15 protein-coding genes are annotated in these 17,947 nt (G+C 47.9%); 10 read left to right on the forward strand and 5 right to left on the reverse strand.

The window, feature by feature from the left end:
- Positions 1 to 23 precede the first annotated feature (23 nt).
- From hutG to ompV, 4 genes are all read right to left on the reverse strand, one after another.
- Entirely contained in the window at positions 24 to 1,052 is a 1,029-nt protein-coding gene (hutG, locus tag EIZ48_RS11405; protein WP_160651179.1) for a formimidoylglutamase, read from the reverse strand.
- Positions 1,042 to 2,274, reverse strand: coding sequence for an imidazolonepropionase (gene hutI, locus EIZ48_RS11410; protein WP_160651182.1), 1,233 nt, complete (start codon positions 2,272 to 2,274; stop codon positions 1,042 to 1,044). The genes hutG and hutI overlap by 11 nt, the downstream gene beginning before the upstream one ends.
- Before the next feature lie 305 nt (positions 2,275 to 2,579).
- Positions 2,580 to 3,284: a histidine utilization transcriptional repressor HutC gene (hutC, locus tag EIZ48_RS11415; RefSeq protein WP_160651201.1), complete on the reverse strand. Its 705-nt coding sequence runs from the start codon at positions 3,282 to 3,284 to the stop codon at positions 2,580 to 2,582.
- Positions 3,285 to 3,470: 186 nt separating this feature from the next.
- Positions 3,471 to 4,244 carry an outer membrane protein OmpV gene (gene ompV / locus EIZ48_RS11420; RefSeq protein ID WP_160651204.1) on the reverse strand — a complete coding sequence of 258 codons (774 nt, stop codon included), beginning with the start codon at positions 4,242 to 4,244 and terminating at the stop codon, positions 3,471 to 3,473.
- 365 nt (positions 4,245 to 4,609) lie between these two features.
- Here ompV and thrS point away from each other — a divergent pair, with 365 nt between their 5' ends.
- The 5 genes from thrS (at position 4,610) to EIZ48_RS11445 (ending at position 9,413) form a co-directional block, all read left to right on the forward strand.
- A complete protein-coding gene (thrS, locus tag EIZ48_RS11425) occupies positions 4,610 to 6,541 on the forward strand; it encodes a threonine--tRNA ligase (protein WP_160651206.1) in 1,932 nt (643 codons plus the stop codon).
- A gap of 3 nt (positions 6,542 to 6,544) precedes the next feature.
- A complete protein-coding gene (gene infC, locus EIZ48_RS11430; protein WP_075763429.1) occupies positions 6,545 to 7,096 on the forward strand; it encodes a translation initiation factor IF-3 in 552 nt (183 codons plus the stop codon).
- A gap of 97 nt (positions 7,097 to 7,193) precedes the next feature.
- Positions 7,194 to 7,388: a 50S ribosomal protein L35 gene (gene rpmI, locus EIZ48_RS11435; protein WP_007469870.1), complete on the forward strand. Its 195-nt coding sequence runs from the start codon at positions 7,194 to 7,196 to the stop codon at positions 7,386 to 7,388.
- A gap of 41 nt (positions 7,389 to 7,429) precedes the next feature.
- The gene (rplT, locus tag EIZ48_RS11440; RefSeq protein ID WP_007469869.1) at positions 7,430 to 7,783 is read left to right on the forward strand and encodes a 50S ribosomal protein L20; all 354 of its coding nucleotides are present in this window, start codon (positions 7,430 to 7,432) and stop codon (positions 7,781 to 7,783) included.
- Between the two features lie 346 nt (positions 7,784 to 8,129).
- A complete protein-coding gene (locus EIZ48_RS11445; RefSeq protein ID WP_160651381.1) occupies positions 8,130 to 9,413 on the forward strand; it encodes a trypsin-like serine protease in 1,284 nt (427 codons plus the stop codon).
- Between the two features lie 96 nt (positions 9,414 to 9,509).
- Here EIZ48_RS11445 and EIZ48_RS11450 read toward each other — a convergent pair whose 3' ends face one another.
- Entirely contained in the window at positions 9,510 to 11,018 is a 1,509-nt protein-coding gene (locus EIZ48_RS11450) for an acyltransferase family protein (protein ID WP_160651209.1), read from the reverse strand.
- 298 nt (positions 11,019 to 11,316) lie between these two features.
- Between EIZ48_RS11450 and pheS the strand changes: the two genes are divergently transcribed.
- From pheS to btuC, 5 genes are all read left to right on the forward strand, one after another.
- Complete coding sequence (gene pheS / locus EIZ48_RS11455) at positions 11,317 to 12,300, forward strand: phenylalanine--tRNA ligase subunit alpha (RefSeq protein ID WP_160651212.1); 984 nt, start codon at positions 11,317 to 11,319, stop codon at positions 12,298 to 12,300.
- An 18-nt stretch (positions 12,301 to 12,318) separates the two neighbouring features.
- Positions 12,319 to 14,706, forward strand: a complete 2,388-nt coding sequence (pheT, locus tag EIZ48_RS11460; protein WP_160651215.1) for a phenylalanine--tRNA ligase subunit beta — start codon at positions 12,319 to 12,321, stop codon at positions 14,704 to 14,706.
- Between the two features lie 471 nt (positions 14,707 to 15,177).
- A complete protein-coding gene (gene ihfA, locus EIZ48_RS11465) occupies positions 15,178 to 15,474 on the forward strand; it encodes an integration host factor subunit alpha (protein WP_075763434.1) in 297 nt (98 codons plus the stop codon).
- Positions 15,475 to 15,713: 239 nt separating this feature from the next.
- Complete coding sequence (locus tag EIZ48_RS11470; RefSeq protein WP_160651218.1) at positions 15,714 to 16,757, forward strand: succinylglutamate desuccinylase; 1,044 nt, start codon at positions 15,714 to 15,716, stop codon at positions 16,755 to 16,757.
- Between the two features lie 115 nt (positions 16,758 to 16,872).
- A complete protein-coding gene (gene btuC, locus EIZ48_RS11475; protein ID WP_160651220.1) occupies positions 16,873 to 17,865 on the forward strand; it encodes a vitamin B12 ABC transporter permease BtuC in 993 nt (330 codons plus the stop codon).
- Positions 17,866 to 17,947: the final 82 nt, after the last annotated feature.

Below are 17,947 nucleotides of genomic sequence, written 5' to 3' on the forward strand. Positions count from 1 at the left end.
CTCTCCTTGCAGTACCGATTCAGTTAGCGAATGGCACGGGCGATTGTCCAGGCTAACCTTGCGGCTAACCGTGCTGTTTGGTTATCGATATCGAAACGAGGGTTATACTCGGCTAGATCTGCAACCAGGATTTTGGATTCACCTTCCTGATTTTTGGCTGCAAGGATCGGCTCAAGCAGTAACTCGACGATATCAAACGGAACACCGCGGGCTGCCGGTGCGCTTACACCGGGGGCCACTGCGGCGGGAAATACATCCAGATCAATGGTGAGGTAGAGGTAGTCACATTGATCGATAAATTGTTGAAGCTCAGCGATTGTTTGCTCGATATGCTGATGCGTCAGCTCGGTGTCATCTTTATAGAGCACGCCAAGGCGATCAGCTTTGGCATACAGTGCCTGAGTGTTGCCGGTACGGCTCAGGCCGAGACAGGCATATTTAAACGGCCAGTTTTGCAACTGACAAAAGCGTGCTGCCTGATGAAAAGGGGTGCCTGAGCTACCCATTTCAGATTGCTGTCCGGCTGGTGGGTTCCTTAGATCAAAATGGGCGTCGAAGTTGATGATCCCGACAGTTGGCGCTGGCTCTAAGCTTGGCTCCTCGAGGTCTTGGTCAGCATCCGGATTAGCGACATGCTGCTTTTGCACCAGGTAATTGCCAATCCCCTGGAAGGTGCCCCAAGCCACCTCATGCCCGCCACCAAAGACAATCACTTTATGGCGTTGGCGCAGTGCTCTGCTGACATCTTCGCCTAAACGGTACTGGGCCAGCTCGAGGTTGCCGTCGTTACAATTGATATCGCCGCCGTCGTAGACGGGGTCGGTGTGATGCCAGGCCAAGTTGGCCAGAGCTTTGCGAATTGCGACCGGCGCACCATAGGCGCCTGTACGGCCTTTGTTTCGGGAAACGCCTTCGTCGCAGGCAAAACCGAGTATCATGATCCCTTCTTCATTGGCCTGATCTGCTGGCTGTACTTTCTGGTGCCAGCGCAGACCTAGCTCGCCATCTTCAGGATCTCTCCGACCCTGCCACGGACTCATATCAATTGACATTTAACTGATCTCCATTCAGGGGAAAGACATGACCGTCGACCACACGGGCAATGAGATCCGGCACACCAAGGCGGTATGACAGCTCTGCTGGTGTTTCGACCTGCCAGATAGCAAGATCGGCATCCATGCCAAGGGCAATTTGTCCACGAGATCCCTGCAGACCCAAAGCCTGAGCAGCATTGCAGGTCACGCCTCGCAAACACTCTTCCGGGGTGAGTCGGAACAGGGTACAGCCCATATTCATCATTGTGCGCAGCGAGGCAATCGGTGAAGTGCCCGGGTTAAAGTCTGTGGCAATAGCCATAGGTACTTTTTGCTGGCGTAATCGTTCGATAGGTGGATATTGCGTCTCGCGCAAGAAGTAAAAGGCGCCGGGCAACAGGGTCGCGACCGTACTGTTGGCTGCTAGTGCTGTCACACCGTCTTCGTCGAGGTATTCAATATGGTCAACGGAGGTGGCTCCCATGCTTGCTGCCAGCGCACTGCCACCCAGGTTGGAAAGCTGCTCGGTATGTCCTTTTATGCTCAGGCCGTGTGCTTTAGCCGCGGTGAACACACGCTGGCTTTGTTCGGTGCTAAAGCCGATTCCTTCACAGAAGACATCGACGGCATCAGCGAGTTTTTCCCTGGCTGCTGCCGGGATGATTTCCTGACAGACAAAGTCGATGTAATCGTCACTTCTGCCGTTGTATTCCGGTGGCTGGGCATGGGCTGCAAGAAGCGTCGTGGTGATTTTGATATCCGTCATTTCGCCGATACGGCGCGCAACACGCAACATTTTCAGTTCGTCGTCTAATGTCAGGCCGTATCCGGATTTGATTTCGACGGTGGTAACACCGTCTTGCTTCAGGCCATTGAGACGCTGGACTGCTAGGTCATACAGTTCGTCTTCCGATGCGTCGCGGGTTGCTCTTACTGTTGACAGAATACCACCGCCGGCTTTGGCTATTTCTTCGTAAGGAACGCCGTTAAGACGCTGTTCGAATTCGTTGGCGCGGTTGCCAGCGAAAATCAGGTGAGTATGACAATCGATCAATCCCGGAGTGACGAGTGCGCCATGACAGTCGATAACATCAGGGTGACCATGCAGATCTTGATGATCAGCATGACCGGCAAACATGATTTTGCCATCTCGGATGCCAATCATGCCGTTCTCTATGATTTGGTAACCAGCTTCTGGCTGCATAGTGACCATTTTTAGATTCGTCAGTACTCGATCCATGGACGTTTATCTTCAAGGTTGATTATGTATATACAAATAAATAGACAATTATCGAGATAAACTCAAGATGGTATGTAAAGAAAATGTGATCGGAATTGTAATTATTGGCTGACAGTGAGTAAAAAACTGGTGATTGATCGGGAAAGACGTACTTCATCTTTGACGAGGTATTGTATAGCAGTGATGAAGAGGAGGAGTAAGCTGAGAGTTCTTTGTTTTCGTTGTCTTGCTGGCGTAGGAAATTATCTAGGTACTTGATAATAAAGTATTAAGTACCTATCTGATATTGGACTAGGCTGTCAATGTTAAACTTGGCTTCTTGAGCTGAGTTTATACTTATCTCCCGGATGATAAAGAAGCGCGGTGCTGATCAGGTTTTTATCACTCCAGGTTCGGCGGTTTAGCAGCAGGCACGGTGAACCCGAAGCCATCATCAACAGATCCGATACGCGCTTGGCCGGCAAAATGGCTTCGACAGTATGTTCAATGTCGCTCAGCGGACAGGTTTGCACCAGGTATTCGTTTGGGGTCTGCTGCGTAAAATCTTGCTCTATGTAATCGGGGGCAAAGTCGGGGTTTACCCAGCGCTCTTCCAGTTGTATAGGGGTGTCATTCTCATAGTGGACTATCTGAGTGAAGTAGACACTGGTTCCGTGGCGAACACCGAGCCACAGAGCAATGTCATCATTGGCTTCTACTGTCGTTTGGTTAATCACTTTGTTGGCATAATCGTGGCCACGATTCTTGACCTCTGCAGCTATATTGCGAATTTCCATCAGTGGTGATTGGGCTTTTTTCTGGCAGACAAACGTGCCGAGCCGAGGGGTTCGCTCCAGAAAACCGTCTTTGACCAAGTCGCGAATCGCTTTGTTTGCGGTCATACGGCTGACGGAGAACTGCTCCGAGAGCTCAATTTCTGTTGGGATCTTGTAACCAGGTGGCCAACTGCGTGATTGAATCTTGTCGTTGAGGTATTTTTTTATTTGAAGGTATCGCGGTGACTGAGCCATTGCTGTCATTCCATAATTGCCTATACAAATGAAAGCAATTTTTCCGCTGTATTTCAAGTTTGTTCTGATCAGGAGCAGAAATAATCTACTAGAAGTGGGGGAGGAGCTTGCAGTTGTGACAGTAAAGGTAAGTTAATAGGGGAGCTGCGCCCAAGGGTAGGGTGCAACTCCCTATATAGGCAATAGTTAGAAGTGGTAGGCGACGGTTGCACCGACTACCCATTGGTTCGCGCTGTCGACAATCGGTGAGTCTGAGATCTTAGAGCCCAGTCGGGTATAGGCTGTACTTTGCGTAATGTCGATACTGTCTGTTACAGGGACCACAAGCTTATATCCGACATTGAAGGCAAAGTCGTTATCACCTTTGTACGCTTTGCGTGACGAAGTCGCCTCTGAGGCTTTAACGCCATAGTAATAGTCGACAAAGTCTTTGCTCAGGTAGCTCACACCTGCAAACGGTACGAAGTCGGCAACACCGAGGTTCATTACGTGGAAGTACTTGGCACCGCCAATGAATCCTTTATAGGCCCCGGTAACATCGTGTTGCAAGAATGTGGAGACAGTTCCCAGGCCAAGATGGAAGTCAGCGTTAAGGCCCAGATCACCGCTCATCTTGCGATCCTTCATTCCTTTCAGCCCGTCAGCATCACCAGCATCATATCCGGTACCGCCTGCTGTAAAATAAGCACTCATGTTGACTAGATCGTTGTCAGTACCGATAAAGCGATAGTTAATACCGCTCAAGTCAATGTTGAAGTCTTCGCCGTGATAGCCACCGTTAAGCACCACGGCCGTTGTTTTATCCTGGCCTTTGTATAGTTCGCTGCCGGTAACAACGCCTGCTTCTACAAAGCCTGCTCCCTCGTTGGTGTAAATATTACCATTGCGGATATAGGTGTCTCCTGCAAATGCCTGGGAGGATAGAAGTGACGCGGCGATGAACAGTGTTAGCTTTTTCATGGTTGAATTCCGTCTATGAGTTTGAATTGTTGTCATTAATCAAGATGTGAACACTGTACAAAATGGGTTTGGTATCGGCTATCCAAGGATTGTCCGGAAATGTCACGACTTATTACAATCGAGTACAAAACTGCTTTTAATGTCGTGTGAGAGGCAGCATGGGTATAAAACAATTAAATTTGTCAGGGCCTTTGCAATCAGTCACAACCGTTTGATATAGTTCCACCTTCGTTTCTGTTCTCTGTACTGCTCAGTATTGCGGGACTGGTTCAGAAGCTTTTACTCATTCATCTAAGCTTTCCAAAGCTTATATATATTCAACATGTGCTACTTGGTGTGTGGCACCACTGTGAAAGGACATATTCATGCCTGTAATTACTCTTCCTGACGGCAGTCAGCGTCAATTTGACAACCCAGTTTCTACTTTTGAAGTCGCGCAATCGATCGGTCCAGGTCTTGCGAAGGCGACCATTGCCGGTCGCGTTAATGGTAACCGCGTCGATGCGTGTGACCTTATCGAAGAAGATGCCAGCCTTGAAATTATCACGGCTAAAGACGAAGTCGACGGTCTGGAGATCGTTCGCCACTCTTGTGCTCACCTTCTTGGCCACGCACTGAAGCAGCTTTACCCACAAGCGAAAATGGCGATTGGTCCAACCATCGACAACGGCTTCTACTACGACATTGACCTTGACGAGTCACTTACGCAAGAAGATCTTGAAAAGATTGAAAAGCGTATGAAAGAACTGGCGAAGACCAAATACCAAGTTATCAAGAAAAAGGTAAGCTGGCAGGAAGCACGTGATACGTTTGAATCACGTGAAGAACCGTACAAAGTGGAAATCCTTGACGAGAACGTTTCTCGTGATGATCGTCCTGGCCTGTATCACCACGAAGAATACATCGATATGTGTCGTGGCCCACACGTACCGCACATGGGCTTCTGTCAGCACTTTACCCTGCTGAACGTTGCTGGTGCATACTGGCGTGGTGACAGCGACAACAAGATGCTTCAGCGTATCTACGGTACTGCTTTCCATGATAAGAAAGCACTGAAGGCGCACCTGACTCGCCTGGAAGAAGCCGCAAAGCGTGACCACCGTAAAATCGGTAAACAGCTTGATCTTTTCCACATGCAGCAAGAAGCGCCGGGTATGGTGTTCTGGCACCACAATGGTTGGTCAATCTTCCGTGATCTGGAAGTATTCATTCGCGAGAAGCTGACTGAGTACGGTTACCAGGAAGTTAAGGGTCCTCTGATGATGGACCGCGTGCTTTGGGAACGTTCTGGCCACTGGGACAAGTATGCAGAAGCAATGTTCACAACCTCTTCAGAGAACCGTGAGTACGCTATCAAGCCGATGAACTGCCCAGGTCATGTTCAGATCTTCAACCAAGGCCTGAAGTCTTACCGTGATCTGCCATTGCGTATGGCCGAGTTCGGTTCATGTCACCGTAACGAGCCTTCTGGTGCGCTGCACGGCATTATGCGTGTGCGTGGCTTTACTCAGGATGATGCACACATCTTCTGTACAGAAGCTCAGGTACAAGAAGAAGTTACATCTTGTATTAAAATGGTTTATGATACTTATCAGACATTTGGTTTTGACAACATTGTTGTTAAGCTATCTACACGCCCTGAAAAGCGCGTAGGTTCTGATGAAATGTGGGATAAAGCAGAGTCTGACCTGACGCTTGCTCTTGAATCAATGGAAATTCCTTTTGAAATTCAAGAAGGCGAAGGTGCATTCTACGGTCCTAAGATCGAGTTTACCCTGCATGACTGCCTAGATCGTGCTTGGCAGTGTGGTACCGTTCAGCTAGACTTTGCTCTGCCTGAGCGTCTTGGTGCAACATACGTGGGTGAAGACAACGAACGTCACACTCCGGTTATGATTCACCGTGCTATTCTTGGTTCACTAGAGCGTTTCATTGGTATTCTGATTGAAGAATACGCAGGCTTCTTCCCAACTTGGTTGGCGCCTCAACAAGCTGTAGTGATGAATATTACTGACAGTCAGTCAGAATATGTACAAGAAGTAGTAGAAAAACTGCAAAAAAGTGGAATTAGAGTCAATGCGGACTTGAGAAATGAGAAGATTGGCTTTAAAATTCGCGAACATACTTTGAAGCGAGTGCCTTACATGCTTGTTTGCGGCGACAAAGAAGTCGAAGCAGGCGAGATTGCAGTTCGTACTCGCAAGGGTAAAGATTTGGGTAAATTTAAGATTGACGATCTTGTTGCATTCTTGCAGCAAGATATTAGCAGTCGCAAGCTCAATGTTTTGGAGGAATAAGGTATTAAAGGCGGAAGAAGAACACAAGCACCAGTTAAGCAAAACGCACATCGTTTGAATGGTGAAATTCGCGGCGTACGTGAAGTACGTTTAACTGGTCTTGACGGCGAGTCAGTCGGTGTTGTTTCTATTGAAGAAGCAATGAATATTGCTCATGAAGCTGGAGTAGATCTAGTTGAAATCAGCCCTAATGCCGAGCCACCAGTCTGTCGTGTGATGGACTATGGCAAGTACCTGTTCGAAAAGAGCAAGGCTGCTAAAGAGCAAAAGAAAAAGCAGAAACAAATCCAGGTTAAGGAAGTTAAATTCCGTCCTGGTACAGACGAAGGCGATTATCAGGTAAAACTGCGCAACCTGACTCGCTTTTTAGAAGAGGGCAACAAGGGTAAGGTCACACTGCGTTTCCGCGGTCGTGAAATGGCCCACCAGAGTCTGGGTATTGACCTTCTAAATCGTATTAAGGAAGAGCTAGCTGACCTAGCGGTTGTAGAGAGCTTCCCTAATCGAGTTGAAGGTCGTCAAATGACGATGATGCTTGCCCCAAAGAAGAAGTAATTACGGCATTCAAGTAGCACAAAGCGCTGCTTAACAGCAGCGCTTTTTGTTCGCCTGATTACTATGTTATTAACTATCAACAATGCGGAGTCTCATCATGCCTAAGATGAAATCCAACAAAGGTGCTGCTAAGCGTTTCAAGAAAACTGCTGGTGGCTTTAAGTTTAAGCACGCGACTAAGCGTCACATCCTTACTAAACGTACTACTAAGAACAAGCGTCAGCTTCGTCCAAATGCGATTCTTCCAGCATGTGAAGTTGCAGCAGTTGCACGTATGCTTCCGTTCGCTTAATAGTTTTTAGTTTTATATTTTAATTTAGTTAGGAGTCTCCTATGCCTCGCGTAAAACGTGGTGTACAAGCACGTGCACGTCACAAGAAAGTTCTTAAACAAGCTAAAGGTTACTACGGTGCACGTTCACGTGTTTACCGCGTAGCTTTCCAAGCGGTAACTAAAGCTGGTCAGTACGCTTACCGTGACCGTCGCAACAAGAAACGTACTTTCCGTCAACTATGGATTGCACGTATCAACGCTGCTGCTCGTCAAAACGGTATGTCTTACAGCCGCTTCATCAACGGTCTTAAGAAAGCATCTATCGAGATCGATCGTAAGATCCTTGCTGACATCGCTGTATTCGACAAAGCTACTTTCACAGTACTAGTTGAAAAAGCAAAAGCTGCACTGTAATTTCAGTCCAGTTTGATGTGAAAAGGAGAGCTTCGGCTCTCCTTTTTTCTTTTGTGGCTTTCCTATTGTTTCACCTCTCTTCTTCGTGCTGCCTTTAAGCTCTACTCTCTACTCTCTACTCTCGTATTGATGCCTCTCACTCTGATAGGGCAATGAATGTATTTCTGATTGAATAACTGGGATTTCTCTCGAGAATTTTTATAGTTTGCACTCCCTATATTTGGAATTTTATAAATATCTGCTTGGTTTTATATGTGATGTAAATATCTGAATTGTTTACTAATTAATCATTAATCAAGAGGACGATAAATTGAAATCAATAGGGCATGTATCGTTAGCTGCTGCGATGTTGTTTTCTATCCCGGCGGTGGCTGATAACGGGAATACTATTTCTCCAAAGAATGAACCTCGTATTGTGGGTGGCAAGCCTGCCAATGCGGCAGAGTGGGGGTTCTATACGCAAATTGTGAGTAGATATAGTAACCGTTCCTACTGTGGAGCGAGTTACCTGGGAGGTGGCTATGTTCTTACGGCGGCCCACTGTGTGGATGGTGATGCTCCGAATCAGATAGCCGTCAAGGTTGGAGGGATGAAATATAATGGAACTGATGGCCAAAGAGCCAATGTATCTAATATTTATATCCATCCTAACTTCAACTCACGCAATCTGGACAATGATATAGCGGTATTGAAACTCGACCGTATACTCGTTGGTGCACAGAAGGTTGAGATTGCACAGGGTTCACTGACTCAGTACGCAGGTGTGGGGGACTGGTTAACAGTTGCCGGGCTTGGTCGCACTCAGGAAGGCGGGAGTTCGCCATCCGTGCTGATGGAGGTTGATGTGCCTTTGGTGTCGGATGCGACATGTCGTACTGCCGGAGGCAGCTATACCAATGTTGGTGCAGTTTCATTCTGTGCCGGGTTGCCTCAGGGGGGCAAGGATTCCTGTCAGGGTGACAGTGGTGGCCCTATTGTTGTTAATCGCTCTGGAACCATTACCCAGTTAGGTGTGGTCAGTTGGGGGATCGGGTGTGCAAGGCCGGGCAAATATGGTGTTTATAGTGATATTGCGGCTTTGCGAAACTGGGTAGATGGCGTCATTGCCAGTCCGTCAGGTAACATTTCTGTCGGGTATACCAAGCAGCAGACGTTAGCCGGATTTAAGGTTGGAGAAATTAAAGCTCATACATTTGAGGTGGCCAATACCGGTACAACAGGCTTTACAGTCACCAAAGTTGAACTTGGGTACGGGGGAACTGCCCAGCGCCCTGTGATCAGTCGCGATACGTGTTCTGCCAAAACCCTAAGTGCTAGTCAGGCTTGCTCGGTTGCGGTTGAGTTCGGCGCCTCTGCGGCAGGAACGGCGACGGTTGCCCTGAATTTCTCAACAGATAAGGCAGCGACAGCTTATACCGCTAACATTAGTGCGGTTGCCACTGATAGTGGGAACCCTGGTACATGCGATGGTGGCTGGGACCCAGTAAAGGTTTACAACACGGGGGACAAGGTAAAATGGGCCGGTAAAGTGTGGCAAGCGCAGTGGTGGACTCAGGGCGATAACCCGTCTGATTCGGGACCTTGGGGTGTCTGGCAGGAAGTTGGGCTGTCAAACTGTGGTGCTAAATAAGACTTAAGCGAAATTGCTCTTTATTCTCGAAGAGTAAACTTCAAGCCGAGTACTGGTTTAATGAAGAGTCAGTGCTCGGCAATATAGGCCAGTTTGTTAGTAGCTTTCGCTAATTTCTCTCTGTGCTTCAATACGAGGTGAATAAGCTAACCTCTGAATCGCGAGGGTGACTCCTACAGAAAGAATAATCAGAATACTAAAGGTAACTAACGGACTAGAGAGTACAGCAAGATATGGGTTTATATTCATTTGATAAACCCCCAGCAGCATGTTTAGCAACCCAGTCATAGAAAGTACTAACCAGTAGCCGGAAACAACGATGGCTACGCCAATATGTTTGTAGGCAGGCACTGCCATTCGTTTACTCCCTGGGGTAAGCCAGCGAAGAAAAGCATAATAGCTGATGCAGCAGACAATTATAGCTTTGGCGATCGTCATTGGGTTACTGATGTCAAATAAACTGCCGTTCTGCCCGTCTTGCGCATAGAAGAATAAGAGCCAGAAAGCGCTGAGTACCATTGCTGACTCGCGGTAAGCCCCGAGTACCTGCTTGCCAAAACAGCGTTGGAATAGCTTCCGGATTGAAAAGTATAATATCAGATTGATGGTAAAAGCGGCAGGAACAAGCAGTACTTGCAGTGCCAGGTTATTACTCAGTGCGGCGTTAATCTCAGGATTAGAATAAGCCCCCATGTGGAAAAACAATGACATTACCGTGATGTTGAGTACGCCGTGATTTAAGTAAATCTCACCACTATGTTCACCGCCCTTTGCAAATAGCGAAGGTTTGTCTGTTCTTGGCAGCGTCAGTGCCAGGGCAACAAATGATAACGTCACAGGTATTGTCATTAAATAATAGTCGGCAAGGATACCGCCATGGCCCTTAACCAACCACAAGCCTTCTACGACTGATAGTCCGGAAAAAATCATAACGCCAACCAGGTACACCGGCCATGGCATTTTTTTAAAGAGACTAACGGCATTTACTTTGGCCAGCTGATAGCCAAAGGTGACATAGAACAGGCCGAAGAAGAGGGGATCTCGAGAGTTCACAAAGAAGGTATTTGTATCCGGGTTGAAGAGCTCAAATGGCAATAGAGGTTGGTAGGACTGCCCGCTGAGCCCAACAAGGTGGAGGGCAGAGGCAACTGCAAACAGTATGGAGTCGGCTTTGCATTTGTTGGCAATGAACTGAATGAATACCGCAATCGTCAAAGCCGGCATGAACCACATAATTTGCGAGCCTAAAGTGCCGTGGTAGAACGCCTCAAAGAACAATGCCTGGGTAAACTCGGCCGGGTGCCAGAACCTGTAGATTATACCGGTAATAAGGACATAAATCAGGGTCCAGCTAATATACATTCTGATAAGTTTTGCCAGATACCGCCATGTGTAGCGGTTGGTATCAGCCATGCTTTGGAAATAATACAGGTAACCTGCGACGGCAAAGAAAAACGGTACGGCGAAACGGGCAATGATATTAAGGCTGATGTGAATGGCATTTTCTTCTTCGCCGCCATAAGAATAAAATATTGGGTAATGAATAACGAATATTGCCAACATAGCCAGTAATTTCAGGCTATCAAATGCGTGCACTCTTTTCATTTAAGCTTTCACTCTACAACTGAATAAGCAAACATGTTCATACTGGGGCATCATTCGTATATTGATAACTATATTCAAGTACTATCGTAGAGTTACACCTTTTTTCATGGCACCACGCGATTGATTACTTATTTATGAAAGTGTTATACCACTAAGAACCAAAGCGGCATTAATTTTGTTCAATTCCCTCTTTTTATTGCGATTCAATTTGGATTTAGACGCATGTTTCTTTAGTATGTATCGTTACGCGAATTTATATCTCCCTTAAGGACGCCACCTGTGGGTGGATGAGGAAACGATGCAACATCTAGACGAGATTATTGCCAACGCAACGGCAGCTATTGAGCAGGCTGAATCACTAGTCGCTCTGGACGAAGTCCGTGTCCAGTATCTGGGCAAGAAGGGCGAACTAACCCTTCAACTACAGAGCTTGGGTAAACTTCCACCGGAAGAACGCCGCGAAGCTGGTCAGAACATCAACAAAGCTAAGCAGGCTGTTCAGCAGGCGATTTCTGCTCGTAAAGAAGCACTACAGCGTGCTGAGCTGGAAGCAAAACTGGCTGCAGAAACTATCGATGTGACTCTGCCTGGTCGCCGTATTGAGAATGGTGGCCTGCACCCTGTTACTCGTACTGTTGAACGTATTGAGCAGTTCTTTGGTGAACTTGGCTTCAACGTTGAGGCAGGCCCTGAGATTGAAGATGCATTCCATAACTTTGATGCTCTGAATATCGCAGAAGATCACCCAGCGCGTACGGATCATGATACTTTCTTCTTTAACCCTGATCTTATGTTGCGTACCCATACATCGGGTGTTCAGATCCGTACAATGGAAAACGGTAAACCGCCATTCCGTTTTATCGCACCTGGCCGTGTTTACCGTAACGACTATGATCAGACTCATACCCCAATGTTCCACCAGGTGGAAGGTATGCTGGTTGACGAGAACGTAAACTTCGCTCAGCTGAAAGGCATTCTGCATGACTTCCTGTGTAACTTCTTCGAAGAAGAAGTGGAAGTACGTTTCCGTCCGTCATATTTCCCGTTCACTGAGCCTTCTGCAGAAGTAGACGTTAAAGGCAAGAACGGTAAATGGCTTGAGGTTCTGGGCTGCGGTATGGTTCACCCGAACGTACTGCGCAGCGTAGGCATTGACCCTGAGAAATACTCTGGTTTCGCATTTGGTATGGGTGTAGAGCGCCTGACCATGCTTCGTTATGGCGTAAACGATCTGCGTGCGTTCTTCGAGAACGACCTGCGTTTCCTAAAACAATTCAAGTAATCCAGAGGTTCAAACACTATGAAATTCAGCGAATCATGGCTTCGTGAGTGGGTAAACCCTGCGGTTACTACTGACGAGCTTACTCACCAAATTACTATGGCTGGCCTGGAGGTAGACGATGTACTACCTGTTGCTGGCTCATTTACCGGCGTTAAAGTGGGTCAGGTTGTCGAGTGTGGTCAGCACCCGGATGCCGACAAACTACGTGTAACCAAAGTCGATGTTGGTGCAGAAGAGCTTCTGGACATCGTTTGTGGTGCGCCGAACTGTCGTCAGGGCCTGAAGGTTGCAGTTGCAACTGTGGGCGCTGTGTTGCCGGGTGATTTCAAAATCAAGAAAGCAAAACTGCGTGGCCAGCCGTCTCACGGTATGCTTTGTTCATTCACCGAACTGGGTATTGACGTAGAATCAGACGGTATCATGGAGCTTGCGGAAGATGCTGTTATCGGTACTGACTTCCGTGAATTCCTGGGCCTTAACGATGTTACCGTTGACGTTGATCTGACAGCAAACCGCGCTGACTGTTTCAGCATCCGTGGTCTTGCGCGTGAAGTTGGTGTACTTAACCGCGCTGACGTGGCTGAGCCTCAGTTTGACGCCGTCGCTCCGTCTATCGATGACACGGTCTCTATTGAAGTTAAAGAGGGCGCAGCGTGTCCACGTTACCTTGGTCGAGTTGTTCGCAACGTCAATGTAAAAGCTGAAACACCACTTTGGATGCAGGAAAAACTGCGCCGTTGTGGTATCCGCTCAATTGACCCGGTTGTCGATATTACAAACTATGTTCTGCTTGAGCAGGGCCAGCCAATGCACGCTTTTGATCTTGCTAAGATCAATGGTGGCATTGTGGTTCGTATGGCAGAGCAAGGTGAGAAGCTGACGTTGCTTGACGGCTCAGAAACGGAGCTAAATGCCGATACGCTGGTTGTTGCCGATCATGACAAGGCACTGGCTATCGCCGGTATCTTCGGTGGCGAACTGTCTGGTGTGATGTCTGGAACAACAGATATTATGCTGGAGTGTGCTTTCTTCGCACCTGACCATATCCGCGGCCGTGCACGTAGCTATGGTCTGCACACTGATTCTTCTATGCGTTTTGAGCGTGGTGTGGATTACGCACTGCAGTACAGCGCAATGGAGCGTGCTACTCAGCTGATCGTTGAAATTTGCGGCGGCGAAGTTGCACCGGTTGTGGCTGTTGAGTCTGAGGCCGATCTTCCTAAGCCAAACACAGTATCACTACGTCGTACTAAGCTGGACAACCTGCTAGGCCACCACATTGCTGATGCTGATGTGGTTGAGATCCTTGAGCGTCTTGGCCTGACGGTTGAAGCGACTGACGCTGGCTGGACTGCAATTGCACCGACATGGCGTTTCGATATTGCTATTGAGCAGGACCTGATCGAAGAAGTTGGCCGTATCTACGGTTACGACAACATTCCAAACCAGAACCCTGCTGCAGCACTTAAGATGAACGACCACGTTGAAGCCAAGCTTCCTCTTAAGCGTGTTCGTAACCTGCTTGTGGATCGTGGTTACCAAGAAGCGATCACTTATAGCTTTGTTGAGCCAGAGCAGCAGAAGCTGATCGTTCCTGGTGTTGAGCCGCTAGTCCTGCCTTTCCCGATTTCTGCGGACATGTCTGCAATGCGTCTTGGTTTAATCCAAGGCCTGCTTAACACTGTTGTCCATAACCAGAAGCGCCAGCAACCACGTGTTCGCCTGTTCGAATACGGCCTGCGTTTCATCCCGTGTGAATCTGCTGAAAATGGTATGCGTCAAGAGCCTATGCTGGCGGGTGTTATCGCCGGTACGCGTAGCGAAGAGCACTGGGACATCGAAACTAACACTGTTGATTTCTTTGACCTGAAAGGCGATCTGGAAGCTGTTCTTGAGCTATCTGCAAACGAGAAGGCTTACAGCTTTACAGCGGCTAAGCATCCGGCACTTCATCCTGGCCAGTCGGCAGCAATCGTTGTAGACGGCAAAGAAGTGGGTGTGATTGGTACGGTTCACCCAGAGCTTGAGCGTAAGTTTGGTTTGAACGGCCGCACTATCGTATTCGAAATCGAGTGGTCTGCGATTGACACTAAAGTGATCCCTGAAGCGGTTGCACTATCTAAGTTCCCGTCAAACCGTCGTGACATCGCGGTTGTTGTTGATGAAGCAGTTGCTTCAGGCGACATCGTTAACGCTTGTCTGGAAGCCGGTGGCGAGTTCCTGACTGACGCGAAACTGTTCGACGTTTATGTAGGTAAAGGCGTAGAGGAAGGCAAGAAGAGCCTTGCTATTGCGCTTTCACTGCAGTCGGTTGAGCGTACGCTGGAAGAAGCTGATATTGCCGGTGCCGTAGAAGGTATCGTTGCAGTACTAGGGGAGCGCTTTGGTGCAAGCCTGCGTGACTAACTGATTAACAATCTGTCTTAGATCGGCAATTTTTTGTTATTTAAGTCATTGTTTTATGAAAGCAGCCGTAAAAGGCTGCTTTTTTTTGATCTGTATTCAAAAATATCTAACATTCTGATAGATAGCGCTATTTACTGATTCTGGGTCTTATTTTAGAGAGTTATTCGGTATGCCCCTGATTTAACAGGACTAATTTTGGGGTTATGTGATCTCTAAGCACAACCGGGTGCATGGAATTAGCCTTTTCTTGCTATTAAAAATCAATTATTTGATGATAACTTTAATTAAAAAAGTTGGCGGAAATCAGCAAGTTGGCTTAAACTTGTCTCTAGTTGAGGGTGAGCAGTTATTATGCGACATATGGTGCATAGTGATTCGTTGATAAATTGCTCAGTTCTCACGAAACTAATTCGCAGCAGATATACGGGGTATATCTGTACTCCATTCAACATAGTCTTGAGGGAATGATCTATGGCGCTCACAAAAGCCGATTTGGCTGAGAACCTGTTTGAGAATGTTGGATTAAGCAAACGGGACGCCAAGGATACGGTGGAAGTCTTCTTTGAAGAAATCAGAAAAGCTCTTGAAAGTGGCGAGCAGGTGAAACTATCAGGTTTTGGTAATTTCGACCTTCGCGACAAGAATGAGCGACCAGGAAGAAATCCTAAAACGGGTGAAGATATTCCTATTTCAGCCCGCCGTGTTGTTACTTTCCGCCCAGGTCAAAAACTTAAAGCTCGCGTAGAAAGTATCGAAATCGAAAAATAGTAGCTTTAAGCAAGGTAACAAAGAACCCAAGTGAGATGTGTAGACTCACTTGGGTTTTCTTTTTTTTGGGTATATATAACTTTATTCTCTTTTTTGCGATCTTCTGCTGAAACAAGCTGGTTACAAAGATGTAATCAGCTTGTATATTGGTTTGTGGTGGGTTTCTCTGCGGCTGGTAACAAATAGCCGCAAATGACAAGTGAACTCACCAGTTAACCGTATAGACATGGAGGTTGTAAATGGCATTTCTGCAGCAGGTCAAAGATGGGAAGTTTCTTCAGGCTACCCTTGATTTGTCGTTAGCGTTTGAAAGTGGTGAATGGACAGTATCATCAGGAGCCCATTGCCAGTTGCTGATGCGTGGTGTACTTCAGGTGACGCCGGCTGACTTAAACGGTAACGAGAAAGATATCGTCCTGTCGTCAGGGGTTCATGGGGATGAGACCAGCCCGATAGAACTTGTTCAGCAATTGGCAGAAGGAGTGTTGAAAGGAGATATTATTCCGGCTCACCGTCTGCTACTGATCATTGCTCATCCAGAAGCGATTAATGCACACACTCGTTTCATCGATGAAAATATGAATCGCTTGTTCAAAGGCTACAACGAAGAACGTAATATCGACAGTATCACAGCCAACCAGCTGCAACAGGCTGTAAGCCTTTTTTATGCAGGCTCAACAGCAAACACCACAGATCGCTGGCATCTGGATCTTCATTGTGCCATTCGGGATTCTGAGCACTATACGTTTGCCGTTAGCCCATACAGTGATAAGCCGACACGGAGTAACCGGCTGTTTGCTTTTTTGCAGCATGCCGAAATAGAAGCGGCATTACTGTCTAACTCGCCATCACCGACGTTCAGCTGGCACAGTGCCGAGTATTTCGGTGCGCAGGCATTGACGATGGAGCTGGGCAAAGTTGCGCAGTTTGGGGAAAATGACCTCGAACGTCTCGCGGCTTTCAACGCTGCCATGCTCGCCTTGGTGATCGAACCCGAATTGCCTATGTTGTGGGAAGGCGATAAGCTCAGTGTCTACAAGGTGACCCGTACCCTGATGAAACAAACGGATACTTTTTATTTTACCTTTCCGGCAAACCAGGCCAACTTTACCTATTTTGAGCAGGGCAAACTGCTGGGAGGCGACGAGGGTGTCGAGTACTTCTCCCTGGAAGGCGGGGAGTCCGTGGTATTCCCCAATCCGAATGTTGCGCTTGGACAGCGTGCGTGCTTGTTGGTCAAGAAAACTGATGTGCATTTCGGTGAACAGGTATCTGTAAAGTAATACTCGCTTATCTACTGAAAATGAAGGTGATTTACAGAGTATTCTTAAATGGCCTTCTTTTCATTCCCACGGTGAAAAGGTATGGTTAACGCTTCTTTTTTACCGTGTTCGTCCCATGCAATTACATGATCTCATTTTACGTCAGCAGGCCAGGTGGAAATTCAGCGTTGGTCTGATTTCCTTGGTATTGCTTGTTGCCTGTTTTTTCTCTCTCGCTGTGGGCGAAATTTTTATCTGGCCATGGTCGCCTGATGGCGGACTGGAGCAACAGTTACTGCTTCAGCTACGGATGCCTCGGTTACTAGCTGCGCTGGCAATAGGGGCCTCTCTGGCGGCCTCTGGAGCCGTATTACAGGTATTGCTAGGCAACCCTTTGGCCGAACCCGGTGTACTTGGTATTTCTGGTGGCGCCAGCCTTGCTTTGGTTGTTCTGTTATTTGCCTTGCCGTTTGTCCCAAACCCAATGATAACCATGTTAGCCGCAATGCTTGGGGCATTGTGCTTTACGTTGATCTTGGTCGGTCTGTCCCGCCGGCGTAAAGTGTCAACGGCCAGGCTGCTGCTGATCGGTGTTGCGCTGGGGATCCTCTCCGGGGCCGTCGTGACGTGGGCGTTTTATTTCAGTGACGACCTGAACCTCAGACAGCTGATGTACTGGCTGATGGGCAGTGTCGGAGGCGTGAACTGGTCACAGCTTTCTCTGCTGGTGTTAGTGCTGCCTGTCTTGGCGTGGTTATGCTCGCAAGGCAAGAAGCTCGATTTGCTGATGTTAGGTGAAGGGCAGGCCAAACAGCTGGGGTTAGACGTAGCAGCCTTTCGCTGGCGGTTGATCCTGATTGTCTCACTCCTGGTGGGTGCATCTGTTGCCCTGGGAGGCGTTATCGGATTTATCGGTCTGGTTGTGCCGCATTTGCTTCGCTTGGCTCTAGGCACCGAGAACCGCTTCTTGCTGCCGCTCGCTGCAATGTGTGGTGCTTTGCTGCTCGCTATTGCCGATACGCTATCCAGAGTTATCCTACCATCGGCCGAACTGCCAGTCGGTGTCGTTATAACCAGCATTGGCGCGCCGATATTTATCTGGATGCTGCTGCGCTCACAGCTTGACTGATAGCGATAAACTGATGAGCAATGCCATAACTACTGGCTGTGTAATTAAAATAAGGCAACAAAGAGTTGTTCAGAAGATGAGA

This window comes from Photobacterium alginatilyticum, from assembly GCF_009910675.1.
Taxonomy (GTDB): domain Bacteria; phylum Pseudomonadota; class Gammaproteobacteria; order Enterobacterales; family Vibrionaceae; genus Photobacterium; species Photobacterium alginatilyticum.